The organism is Gemmatimonas sp. (assembly GCF_046594945.1).
Lineage (GTDB): Bacteria > Gemmatimonadota > Gemmatimonadetes > Gemmatimonadales > Gemmatimonadaceae > Gemmatimonas.
The window spans coordinates 1-14,517 of the sequence record NZ_JBKJRB010000132.1 but is presented as its reverse complement, the minus strand read 5'-3'; the positions used below and the strand labels follow the sequence as shown (position 1 = coordinate 14,517).

The window sequence follows — 14,517 nt, the reverse complement described above, 5'->3', positions numbered from 1 at the left end:
GTCGAGCAGTTTCACCTGACGCGTGGCCGGATCGTACATGACGTTTTCCGGCTTCAGATCACGGTGCACAATCCCCACGTCGTGCGCTGCCTGCACGGCGCTGCAGATCTGCGAGAGAATCTGGGCGACGTCCTTCGACGAAAGCGGCCCCGACGTTTCCGCGTACTTATCGAGGATCGCTCCCCCGGCCCATTCGATGGCGAGGTAATAGCGCTCGCTGTCGGATTGCCCGTAGTCTAGGGTGCGTACGATGTTGGGGTGTTCTACTCGTGCGCCAAACTGCGCCTCGCGCAGGAATCGCGCGACAGCAGTCTTATCATGCTGCAGCTTCTCGCGCAGCACCTTGAGGGCGACTGTACCATGCGTAGCATGATCGGCACGAAACACGGTAGACGTACCGCCCTCGCCGACTTTTCCCCGCACCGTATAGCCGGCCAACGTCGTTCCGACTAGCGTCTCTATGGCCACGGGGCGAACGTAACGCAGACCAGCGGTACCAGCAAGAAGTTTCCGGATATAAAGTGCAATCCGTGACCAATTCGTATGATCGGCACGGCTTTAGCGGGTGATCTGCAACCACGGTGGGCACCCTGTGCCTGCACGGACGGTCCTATGCGTTTCGTGAACCCACGCACCTTGCCTCTTCAAATTCGCTCCGTGGCGCTCGCCACGTCCACGCTGGCCATGCTCGCGGCGTGCTCCGGTCGCCGACCTGCCGTCGGACCGGGCTCATCCGTTACCGCACCGGGATCTGGTGGGGCGGCCGGCGCTGGCGTTGTCCCGGGCTCACCGGCCGACATGCAGCGGTTGTATCGCACCATGGGGCTTATCGCCGGTACCGGCTCGATTCCGTTCGTGTCGTCGGTATCGTTCCTGCGATCTCCCACGCCCGACAGCACGCTCACCCTCGTTGCACTCAGTCTGCCGTCGCGCGTGCTCGGCTTCACGCGGCAGGGAGAACGTTACGCAGCGAGTTATGTGGCCCGTCTCGAGGTGCGACAGGGCACGACAGTGGTGAAGCTGATCGAGGCCACCGAGAAGGTGCTCGTGCCGACGTTCCGCGAAACGTCGCGCACCGATGAAAGCATCATCTGGCAGCAATTCCTGAAGCTGGCGCCGGGTCGCTACAGCGTGGCCCTCAGCATCAAGGATGAATCGAGCATCCGCAACGCCACGGAAGAAGTGCAACTCGAGGTACCGAGGTTGTCGCCCGACATGCTCGGCTCTCCACTTCCGGTGTACGAAGCGATTCCGCGGGCAACGGCCGATTCGCTCCCGCGCATCCTGGCCCGTCCTCGCGCCACGGTCGTGTTCGGACAGGATTCGGTGCTTCCGCTTTACCTTGACGCGGTAGGGTCGGCGGCGCCGACCCGCGCGCATGTGCGCATCATTGGTGAGGGCGACATCCGCCTGTTCGACACCGATATCGCGCTACCGGCTCGTGGCGACGGACACAGCACCACGTACGGCGTGCCGGTTGCCAAGATGGGCATCGGCATCAACACGCTGCTGGTGAGCGTTCCCGGCCGCGCCGACACCGCGCGCGCGCGCGTGCTGGTGAGCCTCGGCGACGATCTGCCGATCGCCTCGTTTGACGAGATGTTCACCTACCTGCGTTACTTCACGACGGCGGACCGCCTCAAGACGCTGCGCGATGCCACACCGGCGCAGCGCCCCGAGGCATGGGCGGCGTTTCTCAAGGCCACCGATCCGATTACCGGCACGGCCGAACATGAAGGACTGCGCGACTATTTCGGGCGGATCCGTCTGGCCAATGTCCGCTTCCGCGATGATGGTCCGGTGGGATGGCAGAGCGATCGCGGAACGGCCTTCGTCGCCCTCGGCGATCCCGACAACATCGTGGATACCGGCATGACCGATCCGAACGCACGCGTGCGTCAGCAGATCTGGGAATATCGCGAGCTCCGCGTGCAGATCGTGTTCGTCGATCAGACCGGATTCGGGCGTTGGCGCCTGTCCACGCAGGGGCGGGCTGAACTCGATAACGCGATCCGTCGACGCATGGCGTCGCGGCAGTGACCGACGTCCAACGTCCCACTGCACCGCGTCTCTTCCTAATCGATGGCTATGCCCTGATCTACCGCGCGTTCTTCGCGCTGATGACGCGTCCGTTAACCACAAGACACGGAGAAAACACGTCGGCGGCTTGGGGAATTGCGACCTTCCTCAAGCGCCTGTTGGTTACGCACCGACCGGAGTTGCTGGGCTGGGTGCACGATTCCGGCGCGACGTTCCGCGATGATTTGTATCCCGACTACAAGGCTACGCGCGAGAAACTGACGGACGAACTGCAGGCCGACTTTGATCGAGGCCTCGAGCGCATCAACCAGCTGCTCGCGGCGTACAGCATTCCCGTGCTGGCGGTGCCCGGTTTCGAGGCCGACGACGTGATCGGCACACTCGCCAGGAAAGGCGTCGAGGCCGGCTACAACGTGGTGATCGTGTCGGGCGACAAGGACTTCCAGCAGCTCGTGCGTCCTGGCGTCTGGTTGCTCAATCCCGGTCGTGGCGGTCCGGCCAGTGTGGAAGAGCAGTGGGTCGGTGTCGAGAACGCCAATGATCGGCTTGGTGTGCCGCCCGATCGTGTCATCGATTATCTCGCGCTGGTGGGTGATTCATCGGACAACGTACCTGGCGTGAAGGGCATCGGTGAGAAAGGCGCGCAAGAGCTGATCGCTCAGTTCGGCGCGCTGGAGGACATTCTCGCGCACGTGCATGAGATCACGAAGAAGCGGCCGCGCGAAGCGTTGCTGGCTCAGGAAGCGGAAGCGCGCTTGTCGAAGCAGCTCGTCACGATTCATCAGGACGTGCCGATCGCTCTCGATCCATCGACGCTGCAGATCAGCGCGCCAGATACGCAGGAACTGCGTCATCTCTATCTCGAGCTCGAATTCACGTCGTTGTTGAAAGAGCTTGGCGGCGGCGCGCCGACGGAGATCGCGGTGGCCGAGACCGGGTTGGCCGAGACCGGGTTGGCGGAGACCGGGTTGGCCGAGACCGGGTGGGCGATGACGTCCCACGGGTCCGTCACGTCGCTGTCGCACGCGAGTCGTCCGATCGCGCTACCGATGACGATGAGCTCGAGCGGCGTTCCGGTGCTGGCCGACGCGCGGTACGTCACGGTGGACACGGTGCCGGCGCTCGAGTCGTTGTTGACCCGTGTGCGCGAGGTGCCCTTCATCGCATTCGATACGGAAACGGTGCCGGATCCGGGCGCACCGGATACGATCGACGCCATGCGCGCGACGTTGGTGGGCTTGTCGATCGCGGTCGCGCCGGGCGAGGCGTACTATCTGCCCTTCTCCCATCGCCATGACGACGGCGGCGGCAATCTTGCGCTGTTGTCGGGTGACGCGGGCATCGCCGGTCGACGGTTGAACGCTGGGGTGGAGCCGCCGGTGAATTTGCCGCCGTTCGGCAGTGACGCGATGGCGCCGCTACGCGCAATGCTCGAAGACGCGAGCGTGAAGAAGCTCGCGCAGAATGCGAAGTACGATGTCCTCGTGTTGCGTGGTGCCGGCGTGCGGTTGGCTGGTCTGGAATTCGACACCATGCTGGCCAGCTATGTGCTCGATCCCGGGCGTCGTTCCCACGGACTCGACCTGCTCGCGCTCGAGTTTCTCGGTCACACGATGACGGCGTACGAGCAGTTGTGTGGGAAGGGGCGCCATCAATTGCCGTTCGATGTGGTGCCGGTGGACGCCGCGCGCGATTACTCGTGCGAAGACGTCGACGTCACGATGCGATTGCGCGCACGGCTCGAACCGATGCTTGGTAGTCACGGCATGTCGGCGCTGTTCGGTAACGTGGAGGTGCCGCTGGTCGAAGTGCTGGCCGACATGGAGTGGGACGGCATCGCCATCGACCTGCAGTGGTTCGCTTCGTTGAAAACGCGATTCAAGAGTGAACGTGAGCGTGTCGAGCGGTTGATTTATGGGGAAGCCGGTCAGGAGTTCAACATCAATTCCAATCCGCAGCTGCGCGTGATTCTGTTCGACAAGCTCGGACTGCCAGTGAAGAAGCGGACGGCCACCGGGCCGAGCACGGATGCGAGCGTGTTGCAGGAGTTGGCGGAAGAGGGTCACACGCTGCCGACGTTGCTGATGGAGTATCGCGAGATCTTCAAGCTGGAGGGCACCTACATCGATGCGTTGCCGAAACTGGTGCATCCTCGCGATCACCGGTTGCACACATCGTTCAATCAGACGGTCGCGGCGACGGGTCGGTTGTCGTCCACCGATCCGAACCTGCAGAACATTCCGAACCGGCGTGAACTCGGGCGTGAGATCCGTCGTGGCTTCGTGCCGCGTGCGGGGTGGCGATTGCTGAGCGCAGACTATTCACAGATCGAACTACGGCTGCTGGCGCATTTGTCGGGCGATCCGGCCTTCGTGTCGGCGTTCAAGGCGGGTGGTGACATTCACCGGCAGACGGCGGCGATCATTTTCGGCGTGGCGCTGGCCGATGTAACCGGCGAGATGCGGGCGCGGGCGAAGACGATCAACTTCGCCACGATCTACGGGCAGGGCGCCCACGCGCTGTCGCGTCAGCTCAAGATTCCACACGCTGAAGCCAAGGCCTTCATCGACACGTATTTCGAGCGGTTCGCCGGCGTGAAGGCGTTTCTCGAACGGTGTGTGGTCGAGGCCAAGGCGAAGGGGTATGTGGAAACGCTGTTCCATCGTCGTCGCTACATCCCCGAGCTCAAGGAGCGCAACCACAACATGCGCGCCTTTGGCGAGCGGGTGGCGGCCAACGCGCCGATTCAAGGGTCGGCGGCCGACCTGATCAAGATTGCCATGATTCGGGTGCACCGGTCGCTGGCGGCGGAGGGGCTCGCCTCGCGGATGCTGCTGCAGGTGCATGACGAATTGATCTTCGAGTTGCCGAGCGCTGAACAGGCGGCACTGTCGACACTGGTGAAACGGGAGATGGAGTCCGCGGCGGTGCTCGATGTGCCGTTGCTGGTGGAGATGGGCGTTGGCGACGACTGGGTGACTGCCAAGTCGTGACGGCGCTGTTACTTGCCTCGTTTCGCGAATGCGTCAGTGTTGCACTTTGCATGAACTCGTGGGCGCTGCGACACTCTTCCCCGTCGTCTGCCCTCGGTGAAGTTGATCTAAAGCAATATTTGGCAATGGTTTAGTCGCGCTGGCGAAGTGCGGCACCCGGGTTGCTTAACAAAAGGGTATCGCGGGGATCTGTCATCCCGCCCCCAATGCCTGAGCCCGGACCGCGTGGTCTCGGGCCGACCCCGAGGAAGCCACATGCGACCGTTCCGTTCCCGTCAGGGATTCACACTGATCGAGCTATTAATTGTGGTGGTTATTATCGGCATTCTGGCGGCGCTGGCCATTCCCAAGTTTCAGAACACCAAGGGGAAGGCCTACGCCGCGTCGCTGAAGAGCGACCTGAAAAACATCGCGTCGATGCAGGAAGACTATTTTTATTACAATGAGACGTACGCCAGCAACATGGGCGCGCTGAGCTTCAGCAGTACAAACGGCGTGACGATCAACATTGTGGAAGCCGACGGTCGCGGTTGGTCGGCCACATCTACGCACCCGGCGGCGTTCCCGCTCACCTGCGCGGTGTTCTACGGTCAGGCGGCACCGGTTGCGCCGGCCACGACGGAAGGCGTTATTCACTGCCAGTAGTGTTTCAGTAATGCGCCTCTAACGACGCACAACAGCAGCAGAAGAGTCTCTTTGGACGTTTTCGAGTATTCCATCGCGACGGACCCTGACCCAGAGCGGCGAGCCGCCCGTCTGCGCGACGTCACCTTCGCGTCCGGCGCGAGGGAGTTCAGGAAACGTCGAGTGGGGATGATGTTTGCGATGGACGGCGGGCTGTGGTTACACCGGCACGTCTGGCTGGGTCGCTCTATGGTGCATTTCGTGAGCACGGACCGCACGCGTCTCCTCCAGTACGGCGACGCGGTGGGGATACCGGCGACCCGTCTGCAGTACAAGCCGCTGCGCGATCCGCGCACCGCCGAGCGTCGCGACGCCTGGCACTGGGACTTGGGCGGTCCTGTGTATCCGCCGTTGGACGAGCGGTTGCTGAGCGACTGAGCTGGGTTCGGTGTGACTGGCGTTAAAGCCCGAACACGGATGGGGTTGGCTGTAGCAGTTCTTCGCGACCTTCGCGTCAACCCGCTGGCTGTCCGAGGGCGCCGCGCGAGCCGAAAGCACCGCGGTTCACGCGAAGGCCGCGAAGATCGCGAAGAGCAACCCCGTGCAAGTCAGCGCTCCGCCGCCAGTCGCTCCAGCGCGAAGGCGTCCTGTCGAATGGCGTCGGCTTCCGCGAGCAGTTTGGCTTGAAGACCCGGATCGCGTCGGAACGCGAAGTAGGCGCGGGCCCGATCACGGGCGCGTCGGGTGCGGTCGCCGTATTGCAGGTCGCCGCTGGCCGAGGGCACCAAGGTGAGGAAGAAGGCGAGCGCCCACCACCCGCTCGCTACGGACGCCACCAAGGCCGTTTGCATGATGTAGGCGGCCAGTACCAGGAGTGCACCGACCACCAAGGTGCGCATGGCCGGTTCGTCGAGCGCGTGGACATTTCGCAGGGCCAGTCGGCGAGCGAGCTGGATGGGGACGAAGTGCGTGAGCCGACCCCAGAGCCCGATCGGTGCCGCGATCATCGCGAGCAGCGCCTCGCGAAGCGCGAAGCGCATACCCGCTGAGGCCTGGGCGCTGATCGCGACGTCGTGTGGATCGATGCCCCGTTCGTCGAGGCGCGCACGGAACGCACGCACCCGCGCTTCGAAAGCATCGAGTCGGGCCTGCAACGCCGCGTCGTCGCGGGCGCGTAATTCGCTGTGCACGCGGTCGAGCCGCCGCAGCAGGTCGAGCACGCGTCCCAGTGCCGGCGTGCCTTCCGCCACCGACGACGTCGGCTCGAGCAAAGCACTCAGCGTTCCGCCCACCCGCTGCAAGCGCTCGGCGTCGTCGGGGGAGTCGAAATTCAACGTCACGGCGGCAAGGCGCGCGGCAACCAGTTCTGTGAGGGTGGCAACCGACACGCCGGCCTCCAGCAGTGGGTCTACCTGAATCGGTTCGCCGACCTGAATCAGCACACGCGAGCGCGGTGCTTCCTTGCGCTCGAAGAGGAGGCCGATCGGCACGATACGGACCCCGCGCACGCCATGTAGCTGATACGCCTGCATCGTCATGCGGGCCAACCCGGTGCGGAGCGGCGCGAGTTGTGGCAGGTCGTGACTTTTACCCTCGGGGAAGATCACGATCGCGCCCTGTTCGGCGAGCGCGTGCGCGACGGCTTCGAACGATGCCGCGTTCCGCTCCGCGTTCCGCTCCGCGTTCGGCTCTGTGCTGGCTGCGGCGTCGGTGGTAGTCGGTGTGCCCGCCGCGCGTTCGTCGCTGGCCCGTCGCAGCGGCACAACGCCGACGGTGTGCAGAAACTTCGCGGCGAGCGGATGAGCGAAAATCGTCGCCTTGGCGGTGAAACGCACCCGTCGAGGGACGGCGTATCCCACGACCAACGCATCCACCAGTGCGTTGGGATGATTGACCGCGAGAACTACCGGACCGACCGTCGGCACACGCTCGATCCCCTCGATGAGGATCGAGCGATAGTACCAATGCAACGCGACCCCGACGACCGGTTTGAGCAACTCGTAGAGCATCAACGGTACATCACAAAATCGGTACCGAAGTTGTCGCGCGCCGGCCGCGCATTACACCGTGCGGACATTGACGTCAGCTTCGCGCGCGGCGCGTTCGCCCTCCGTCACGTTCACCGTGGCCAAAATCGCGCCGCCGATCACAAAGAAGGCGATCACCCACAGTATGGCACCACGGCTGCTGCCCGTCTGACCGATCGCAATCGCGAACACCAGCGGACCCAGAATACCGCCGAACTTTTCGAACACGGAGTAGAAACCGAAGAACTCACCGCTCTTGTGCTTCGGTACCATGCTGGCGAACAGCGAGCGGCTGAGCGCCTGCGTGCCGCCCTGCACGAGCCCAACGAGCACGGCGAGGACGTAGAACTCGCGTTCCGTGTGAATCCCGTAGGCGTAGATGCAGATGCCTGTGTAGACCACGAGTCCGAGGAAGATCGATAGTTTCGCGCCGAGTTTTCCGGCCAGTGCGCCGAAGGCGAAGGCGAATGGAATGCCGACGAATTGCACGAGCAGGATCGCTTTGATCAGTGCGGGCCGTTCGATGCCGATCTCGGTGCCGAAGGCCGTCGCCATCTTGATGATGGTCTGAATGCCGTCGTTGTAGATCGTGAACGCCAGCATCGTGAGAAACGCCTGTTTGAAGTGACGCATTTCACGAAGCGTTTCGCCCAGGCGCGCGACGGCGACGACAAATGGGTTGGCGGTGGAGCCTTCGTCGGACTCCACGGTACGCGGCGGTTCCGGTACTGTGCGCAACACGGGAATCGAAAAGAGCAACCACCATAGACCAACCGACACGAAGGCGAGACGCGACGGAAGCGTGGCCTGATCGGCAGTGATCCCCGCTCCACTGGGCAGTCCCAGCAGTCCCGGATTGCTGATCCACGCCAGATTGATGGCCAACAATAGTCCGCCACCGATGTAGCCGATGGCATACGCCGCGGTAGACACCCGATCAATTTCGTCCGGGGTCGCGATGTGCGGCAGCAGCGCTTCGTAAAACGTCATGCTGCCGGTGGCGCCGGCAATCGACAGCACGAACAACGCGGAGGCGAAGAGCAGTTCTCCGCCGTCGATGAAGAACATGCCAGCGGTGGCGACGACGCCGATCAGCATGAACGCGAACAGGAAACGCTTCTTGGCGGCCTTGAAGTCGGCTACGGCCCCGAGAATCGGTGCCAGCAACGCGATGACGATCGCGGCCACGGTATTGGCGTAGCCCAGCGACTGGGTGGCGGCTTCAGGTGTACGATTTGCACCGGCGACCTGGATGAAATAGATCGGGAACACCGCCGTCGTGATTACGGTCTGCATGGAGGACACGGCCCAGTCGTACAGTGCCCAGGCACGCAGCTCGGGTCGATGCAGTCCGAGTGCGTTCAACAAGCCTTTCCGGGATCCCGTGCGGGTGTCAGCCATGAGCAGTCTTGGTCAGGAGTCTCGTAATGGGCGTCATCATGCGGCAGATTATAGTCCGTGCACACACCCACGCTGTCCAGTACGCTGCATGACGTATCCCGGACTTTCCATGCCTAGCCCTCTCCGTGTCACCATTCGCACCGTGCGCGTCGTTGCCGGCACGGTGGCGTTGCTCACGGCTATCGCGTGCGAGAGCCGACCGTCGGCCTCGAACCTCGATTCCGCGTCGACCTCGGGCGGCCGCGGCGGCGCGGACAGCGTCGCCACGACCGTATCCAGCAGCGGTTGGGACTCGGGTGCCGGTCCGTTCGTCGTGCTGCCCACGGTAGACGGCGGACTGATGTCGGGCTCGCTGCTTCGTCCTGACGCCACTGAGCTGACGGTTGGTGACACCGCCGGCGTCGGCGCCGCGTCGGCCGACGGACGGATCGAGCTGTTTTCCCGAAGCGGCAAGGTAGGGATGGCGCGGCTTTCCGTTGAAGGCGCGCCGCGCGTGGACGATGGGTGCACGGCGTGGCCGGTGGCGCGTCTGGCGGCCGATGCTGGCGTGACAGTGGCGCCGTGGACCGCCGCTTTTGTGATGGGACGGATTTCCGCGATCCTGCTCGACTCGATCGAGGGGCTCGCTCCGCGCGATTCGGCCCGGTTGGCCACCGATCTCACCCGCTTGGCGTCGGGGTTGGCAGACGATACCAGCAGCACGTTTCGCGGCCTGCCGTTCGTGGTGTTGCGGGCCTGGCGCACGCGCGGGCTCGACACGGCGTTCGTCGTGGCGACGTTGGCCCGCCGCGTGAACCAGGAAGACGATCCGAAGGAAGAACGTCTGGTTATGGTCGTTGATGCGATCGGCGACAATACGAAGCTGTGGACCGTGGCGTGGCACGAACGCGCGTCCGGACATGAGGAAGAGCTCGTGGTGGCCGAACCGTTGCTCGCGTTTCGGAATGTCGGGGTGCCCGATGTGCGCTTGCTGTTCGGTCGCGACGATGGCGTGGCACTGGGCGCCGCGGTGCTGTCGCGCGGGAAGCGAGGGTGGCGCGTGCTTTGGGAGAGCGCTGTCGCCGGATGCAACTGACGTTGTCAGGGACGTGGCGCGCTGAGGTCGGCAGCTCGGCCTCGCTTTTGCGCGAGAGTCGGGAATGATCTTCTCCTCACTGGTCGCGGCGACGCTGCCGTCGTTGGGCACGCAGACGGCCTGGCTGTTCTTGCTGGCGATCCCCGTAGCGTGCGCGGCGTGGACCGTGACCCACGAAGAAGTGTTCCGCGAGGCGCGCGACGTTTGCGCGCGGCGCAGCGAGCAGGCGACAACGCTGGTGGCGCGAAAATTCTTTTATCTGTTCACGTGCGAGTACTGCTTCAGTCATTACGTGGCGCTCCTCGCGCTCTGGATGACCGACTGGCGCTTTCTCGTGCCCGACTGGCGGGGCGTGATCCTCGCCTGGTTCGCGGTTGTGTGGGTTGCGAATCAGTACATGAGCATCTATGGGCGCCTTCGCGTCGGCATCAAGAGTGAACGGCTCGGTGCCGAAGTGCTTGAAGCACAGCTGGCGGACAGCGCTGATGCGCAGTGAGGGCCAAAAATGCAAGGCGTGGAATTCGGTTGGCCTGACACATAGAATCCGCGAACATGACCGAAACGATTGCTCCCGCCATCGTCGCGCGTGTCGCGACGGAACTCTCGCTGAATCCGCAACAGGTTCAGCGCACGCTCGCCCTCTTCGCCGAGGGTGCCACCCTCCCGTTCGTCGCGCGCTACCGTAAGGAAATGACAGGTGGTCTCGATGAGGTGCAGCTGCGCGATGTGCGTGAGCGCGCGGAGTATCTGAATGAACTCGAGGATCGCCGTGCCGCGGTGTTGAAGAGCATCGACGAACAGGGCAAGCTCGACGAGACGCTCAAGGCCGCCATTCGCTCGGCCGATACCAAGCAGGCGCTCGAAGATCTCTATCTTCCATTCAAGCCCAAGCGTCGCACGCGTGCCATGATTGCGCGTGAACGGGGACTGGCGCCCTTGGCGGAAGGGCTCTGGACCGGCTCGCTCGATGATGGCGCAGCGCTGTCCGCTGCAGCAGCACATGTGCTGCCAGACGTCGAGGGCAAGCCGTCGGAAGTGCCGACCGTGGAGGCTGCACTGCAGGGCGCCCGTGACATTCTGTCGGAACAGGTGGCAGAAGATGCCCTCATTCGTGGTTGGGTGCGCGAGATCACACGCGCCAAGGGTGTCGTAAAGAGCAGCGTGATGACAGGCAAGGCGAGCGACGAATCGAAGTTCAAGGATTACTTCGACTATTCAGAATCGCTGGGCACCATTCCGAGTCATCGTATGCTGGCGATCCGTCGCGGCGAGACGGAAGGCGAGTTGATGTGGCGTGTGGAAGCGCCGGTCGAAGAGATCCACGCGCGGATGGCGCGCGAAGTGATCGGCCATCGCCAAGCGTCGCAGCAGCTCACACTGGTGGCTGCCGATGCGTACAAGCGCTTGCTGTCGCCAGCAATCGAAGTGGAATTACGCGTTGAGCTCAAGACGCGCGCCGACGACGAAGCGATCACGATCTTCGGTCGCAATCTTGAACAGTTGCTACTGTCGTCGCCAGCCGGCGAGAAGCGCGTCGTCGGTCTCGACCCGGGTTTCCGCAGCGGGGTGAAAGTGGCTGTAGTCAGCGCCACGGGTGCATTGGTGCACACCGATACCTTGTATCTGCATCAAGAAGACCGCTTTGCGGGCGCGATTCGCCTGCTGCTGCAGCGGTTTACGCCGGAGCTCATCGCGATCGGCAACGGGACGGCCAGCCGAGAGACTGAGAATCTCACCAAGGCCGCGATGCGCGAACTCGATCCGCCGGCCGGCGGTGAGCGTCCTCAGGTGGTCGTGGTAAATGAAGCCGGTGCGTCGGTGTATTCGGCGTCCGATCTCGCGCGCGCCGAGTTTCCCGAACTCGATGTGTCGTTGCGTGGGGCAGTCTCGATCGCCCGTCGCCTGCAGGATCCCCTAGCCGAACTGGTCAAGATCGATCCCAAGAGCATCGGCGTCGGCCAGTACCAGCACGACGTGAATCAGTCGCGTCTCAAACAGCGTCTCGACGACATCGTGGAAAGCTGCGTGAACCGAGTGGGTGTCGAAGTGAACACGGCCTCGGCGGCGCTATTGGGCTACGTGGCGGGCATCGGTCCCGGACTCGCGCAGGCGATCGTGTCGTTGCGCGATCAGCGGGGCCGTCTCACGTCGCGTGCCGACCTCAAGGACGTCCCGCGTCTCGGCGCGAAAGCGTTTGAACAGGCGGCCGGCTTCCTGCGTGTGCGTGGTGGCGTGCATCCGCTCGATTCGAGCGCGGTCCACCCCGAGCGGTACGCCCTCGTGGAGCGCATGGCCAAGGATCTGAAGGCCGATGTGAGCTTGTTGGTTGGCAACGAGTCGTTGGTCGATTCCATCGAGCTGACGAAGTACGTGAGCGACGATGTCGGTATGCCCACGCTGCGGGACATTGTGGCGGAGCTCAGGAAGCCGGGCCGCGATCCGCGTGCCGCGTTTGAGCCGCCCGCGTTTCGGGAGGACATTCAGAAGCCGTCTGATCTGCTGCCGGGCATGGTGCTCGAGGGCGTGGTCACCAATATCGTGGCGTTTGGTGCCTTCGTGGACATCGGCGTACACCAAGATGGATTGGTGCATGTAAGCCAGCTGGCCGATCGCTACATCAAGGATCCCAATGATGCGGTGAAGGTCGGGCAGAAGGTGAAGGTGACGGTGCAGGCGATCGACCTGGCCCGTGGCCGAATTGCGCTCAGCATGCGCAGCGATGGTGGCAGCGGGTCTGGTAAGCCGCAGGGTGGCGGCGAGCGGGGCGAGGGTGGGACCCGACGCGATGTGACGTCCAACAACCGTGGTCCGGCGCGGCCGATGCCAAGTCACACGCCGGCGGCGAAGCCCTTCGTGCCGACCAAGGGTGCTGTTGCCCCCAACGGAATTCGTTTTAAGTAGCAGCCGTTCGTGTCGTGGTGGTTAGACTTCGCTGGTCATGATTCCCGTCTTGCTCGAGCAGTGCTTCCCTCCGGTTATCCGCGAACGCGGGGAAGCGTACATCGATCCCTTCGTGCTCACCCTCGAGCACGTCGACGCCGGGGCGGCCACCGGCGTCGTGCAGGGCACCCGTCCATATGGGGTGTTCCTGCGTCCGCGACCAGGGCGGCTGCATCTCGGTTGTACCTGTCCGCACGGGCAGGAGCATGGCGCCTGCAAGCATCTATGGGCACTACTGCGTGTGCTCGATGCCCAGGGCACACTCGCGCCGTTGCTTGACACCGCCGCGTCATCATCGTCCGAACCGCAGGTCACCTTCGAGCGGCATGCACTGGCGGTGATGAAGCCGCAGCCACGCGCGGACGACGTGAAGTCGGGACCGCCGCCCGAGTGGCAGACCGCGTTGCGCGATACGAGCGGCCGTCAGCGCTCGGTGTTCACCGAAACGCGTCTCACCAATCGCGCCACATCACTCCCCGCCGATCGGCGTATCGTGTATCTCGTGCATCTCACCGAGAGCGCACAGCACCGCGGCGTGCGGGTGGAGATCACGACGCAGCGCCGCGATCGCGATAGCGCGTGGGAAGTACCGAAGCATTTTCAGTACTCCATCGACGCGTGGTGCAATGCCCCCGATCCGATCGATCGTCAGATCGCCGAAATGCTTCTGGGTAGCTCCGACGCGCAGGGCATCGCCACGATGCCAACGGGTGGATTCATCGTGCGTCCACGGGCGTATCGCACCACGTTGCGCATGATCTGCGACACGGGCCGCGCACGGTTGCGCAGTAATCGCCCGTCGCTCGACTCGCGCATGATCTCATGGGATGACGGTACGCCATGGCAGGTCGCCATGCGCCTCGATCGGCCAACGCCCGACCAGTACCAGTTGGAAGGCGAGCTGCTGCGCGATGACACGGTGCGCCCGCTCAGCGAGGCGAACTGGATTCACGAGTCTGGACTCGTGCTCTTCGGCGAATCGCTGACGCGTCTCGACAGCGATCAGGTGTGGCCTCTGGTACAGAAGTTGTGGACGGCGGGCGAGTTCGAATTGGGCGATGATCCGTCGGCGTTCTTGGCGGAGTACCATGCGCTACCCAACATGCCGCGTCTTTCGTTGCCGGCCGGTGAGATGCACATCGAGAGTGATGTCGCACCGGTTCCGATGGTGCGCGTAACCAGTGGGGCGGGCTCCTGGCGCACGTCGCCCTCGTGGCTCACGCTGCGCTTCCGCTACGGTTCGGAGTTTGTGGACGCAGCGACGACGGCGTCCACCTGCTTCGACCGGAAGACGCGCACGTTGTATCGTCGTCGCGCGGCGGCCGAGCGTAACGCGATGACACGGCTGCGGGCGCTTGGCGCGCAGGAGATGTATTCGTACGCCGAAAGCCGTATGTCGCTCGTGGTACAGCCGCAC

At 63.7% G+C, this 14,517-nt stretch carries 11 protein-coding genes; 8 read left to right on the top strand and 3 right to left on the bottom strand.

The features are described from left to right. Window positions 1–468 (bottom strand): serine/threonine-protein kinase (locus ACLL97_RS16090; protein ID WP_411281496.1); only part of this gene is annotated, 468 nt, incomplete at its 3' end. A gap of 189 nt (window positions 469–657) precedes the next feature. On the opposite strand from ACLL97_RS16090, the gene ACLL97_RS16085 reads away from it, so the two are divergent. From ACLL97_RS16085 to ACLL97_RS16070, 4 genes are all read left to right on the top strand, one after another. Beyond that, a complete protein-coding gene (locus ACLL97_RS16085; protein ID WP_411281495.1) occupies window positions 658–2,040 on the top strand; it encodes a GWxTD domain-containing protein in 1,383 nt (460 codons plus the stop codon). Continuing rightward, window positions 2,037–5,033: a DNA polymerase I gene (gene polA, locus ACLL97_RS16080; protein ID WP_411281494.1), complete on the top strand. Its 2,997-nt coding sequence runs from the start codon at window positions 2,037–2,039 to the stop codon at window positions 5,031–5,033. The genes ACLL97_RS16085 and polA overlap by 4 nt, the downstream gene beginning before the upstream one ends. 255 nt (window positions 5,034–5,288) lie before the next feature. Then, window positions 5,289–5,678 carry a type IV pilin protein gene (locus ACLL97_RS16075; RefSeq protein ID WP_411281493.1) on the top strand — a complete coding sequence of 130 codons (390 nt, stop codon included), beginning with the start codon at window positions 5,289–5,291 and terminating at the stop codon, window positions 5,676–5,678. A 240-nt stretch (window positions 5,679–5,918) separates the two neighbouring features. Beyond that, complete coding sequence (locus ACLL97_RS16070; RefSeq protein ID WP_411281492.1) at window positions 5,919–6,095, top strand: hypothetical protein; 177 nt, start codon at window positions 5,919–5,921, stop codon at window positions 6,093–6,095. Window positions 6,096–6,265: 170 nt separating this feature from the next. Here the strand turns inward: ACLL97_RS16070 and ACLL97_RS16065 are convergent, their stop codons facing one another. Both ACLL97_RS16065 and ACLL97_RS16060 read right to left on the bottom strand, forming a co-directional pair. Next, window positions 6,266–7,666 carry a 1-acyl-sn-glycerol-3-phosphate acyltransferase gene (locus tag ACLL97_RS16065; RefSeq protein ID WP_411281491.1) on the bottom strand — a complete coding sequence of 467 codons (1,401 nt, stop codon included), beginning with the start codon at window positions 7,664–7,666 and terminating at the stop codon, window positions 6,266–6,268. Window positions 7,667–7,717: 51 nt separating this feature from the next. Beyond that, window positions 7,718–9,085 carry an MFS transporter gene (locus ACLL97_RS16060; protein ID WP_411281490.1) on the bottom strand — a complete coding sequence of 456 codons (1,368 nt, stop codon included), beginning with the start codon at window positions 9,083–9,085 and terminating at the stop codon, window positions 7,718–7,720. Between the two features lie 109 nt (window positions 9,086–9,194). On the opposite strand from ACLL97_RS16060, the gene ACLL97_RS16055 reads away from it, so the two are divergent. The 4 genes from ACLL97_RS16055 to ACLL97_RS16040 all read left to right on the top strand — a co-directional run. Further along, window positions 9,195–10,160: a hypothetical protein gene (locus tag ACLL97_RS16055; protein WP_411281489.1), complete on the top strand. Its 966-nt coding sequence runs from the start codon at window positions 9,195–9,197 to the stop codon at window positions 10,158–10,160. Between the two features lie 64 nt (window positions 10,161–10,224). After that, entirely contained in the window at window positions 10,225–10,656 is a 432-nt protein-coding gene (locus ACLL97_RS16050; RefSeq protein WP_411281488.1) for a hypothetical protein, read from the top strand. A 56-nt stretch (window positions 10,657–10,712) separates the two neighbouring features. Next, window positions 10,713–13,061, top strand: a complete 2,349-nt coding sequence (locus ACLL97_RS16045) for a Tex family protein (protein ID WP_411281487.1) — start codon at window positions 10,713–10,715, stop codon at window positions 13,059–13,061. A gap of 37 nt (window positions 13,062–13,098) precedes the next feature. Beyond that, on the top strand, window positions 13,099–14,517 hold a 1,419-nt coding region (locus ACLL97_RS16040; protein ID WP_411281486.1), incomplete at its 3' end, for an SWIM zinc finger domain-containing protein.

What these genes read in the sequence shown, in the direction of transcription:
- ACLL97_RS16065 (WP_411281491.1), bottom strand. Translation starts at nt 7,666, where the DNA reads ATGCTCTACGAGTTGCTCAAACCGGTCGTCGGGGTCGCGTTGCATTGG.
- ACLL97_RS16045 (WP_411281487.1), top strand. Translation starts at nt 10,713, where the DNA reads ATGACCGAAACGATTGCTCCCGCCATCGTCGCGCGTGTCGCGACGGAA.
- ACLL97_RS16060 (WP_411281490.1), bottom strand. Translation starts at nt 9,085, where the DNA reads ATGGCTGACACCCGCACGGGATCCCGGAAAGGCTTGTTGAACGCACTC.
- ACLL97_RS16075 (WP_411281493.1), top strand. Translation starts at nt 5,289, where the DNA reads ATGCGACCGTTCCGTTCCCGTCAGGGATTCACACTGATCGAGCTATTA.
- ACLL97_RS16050 (WP_411281488.1), top strand. Translation starts at nt 10,225, where the DNA reads ATGATCTTCTCCTCACTGGTCGCGGCGACGCTGCCGTCGTTGGGCACG.
- ACLL97_RS16055 (WP_411281489.1), top strand. Translation starts at nt 9,195, where the DNA reads ATGCCTAGCCCTCTCCGTGTCACCATTCGCACCGTGCGCGTCGTTGCC.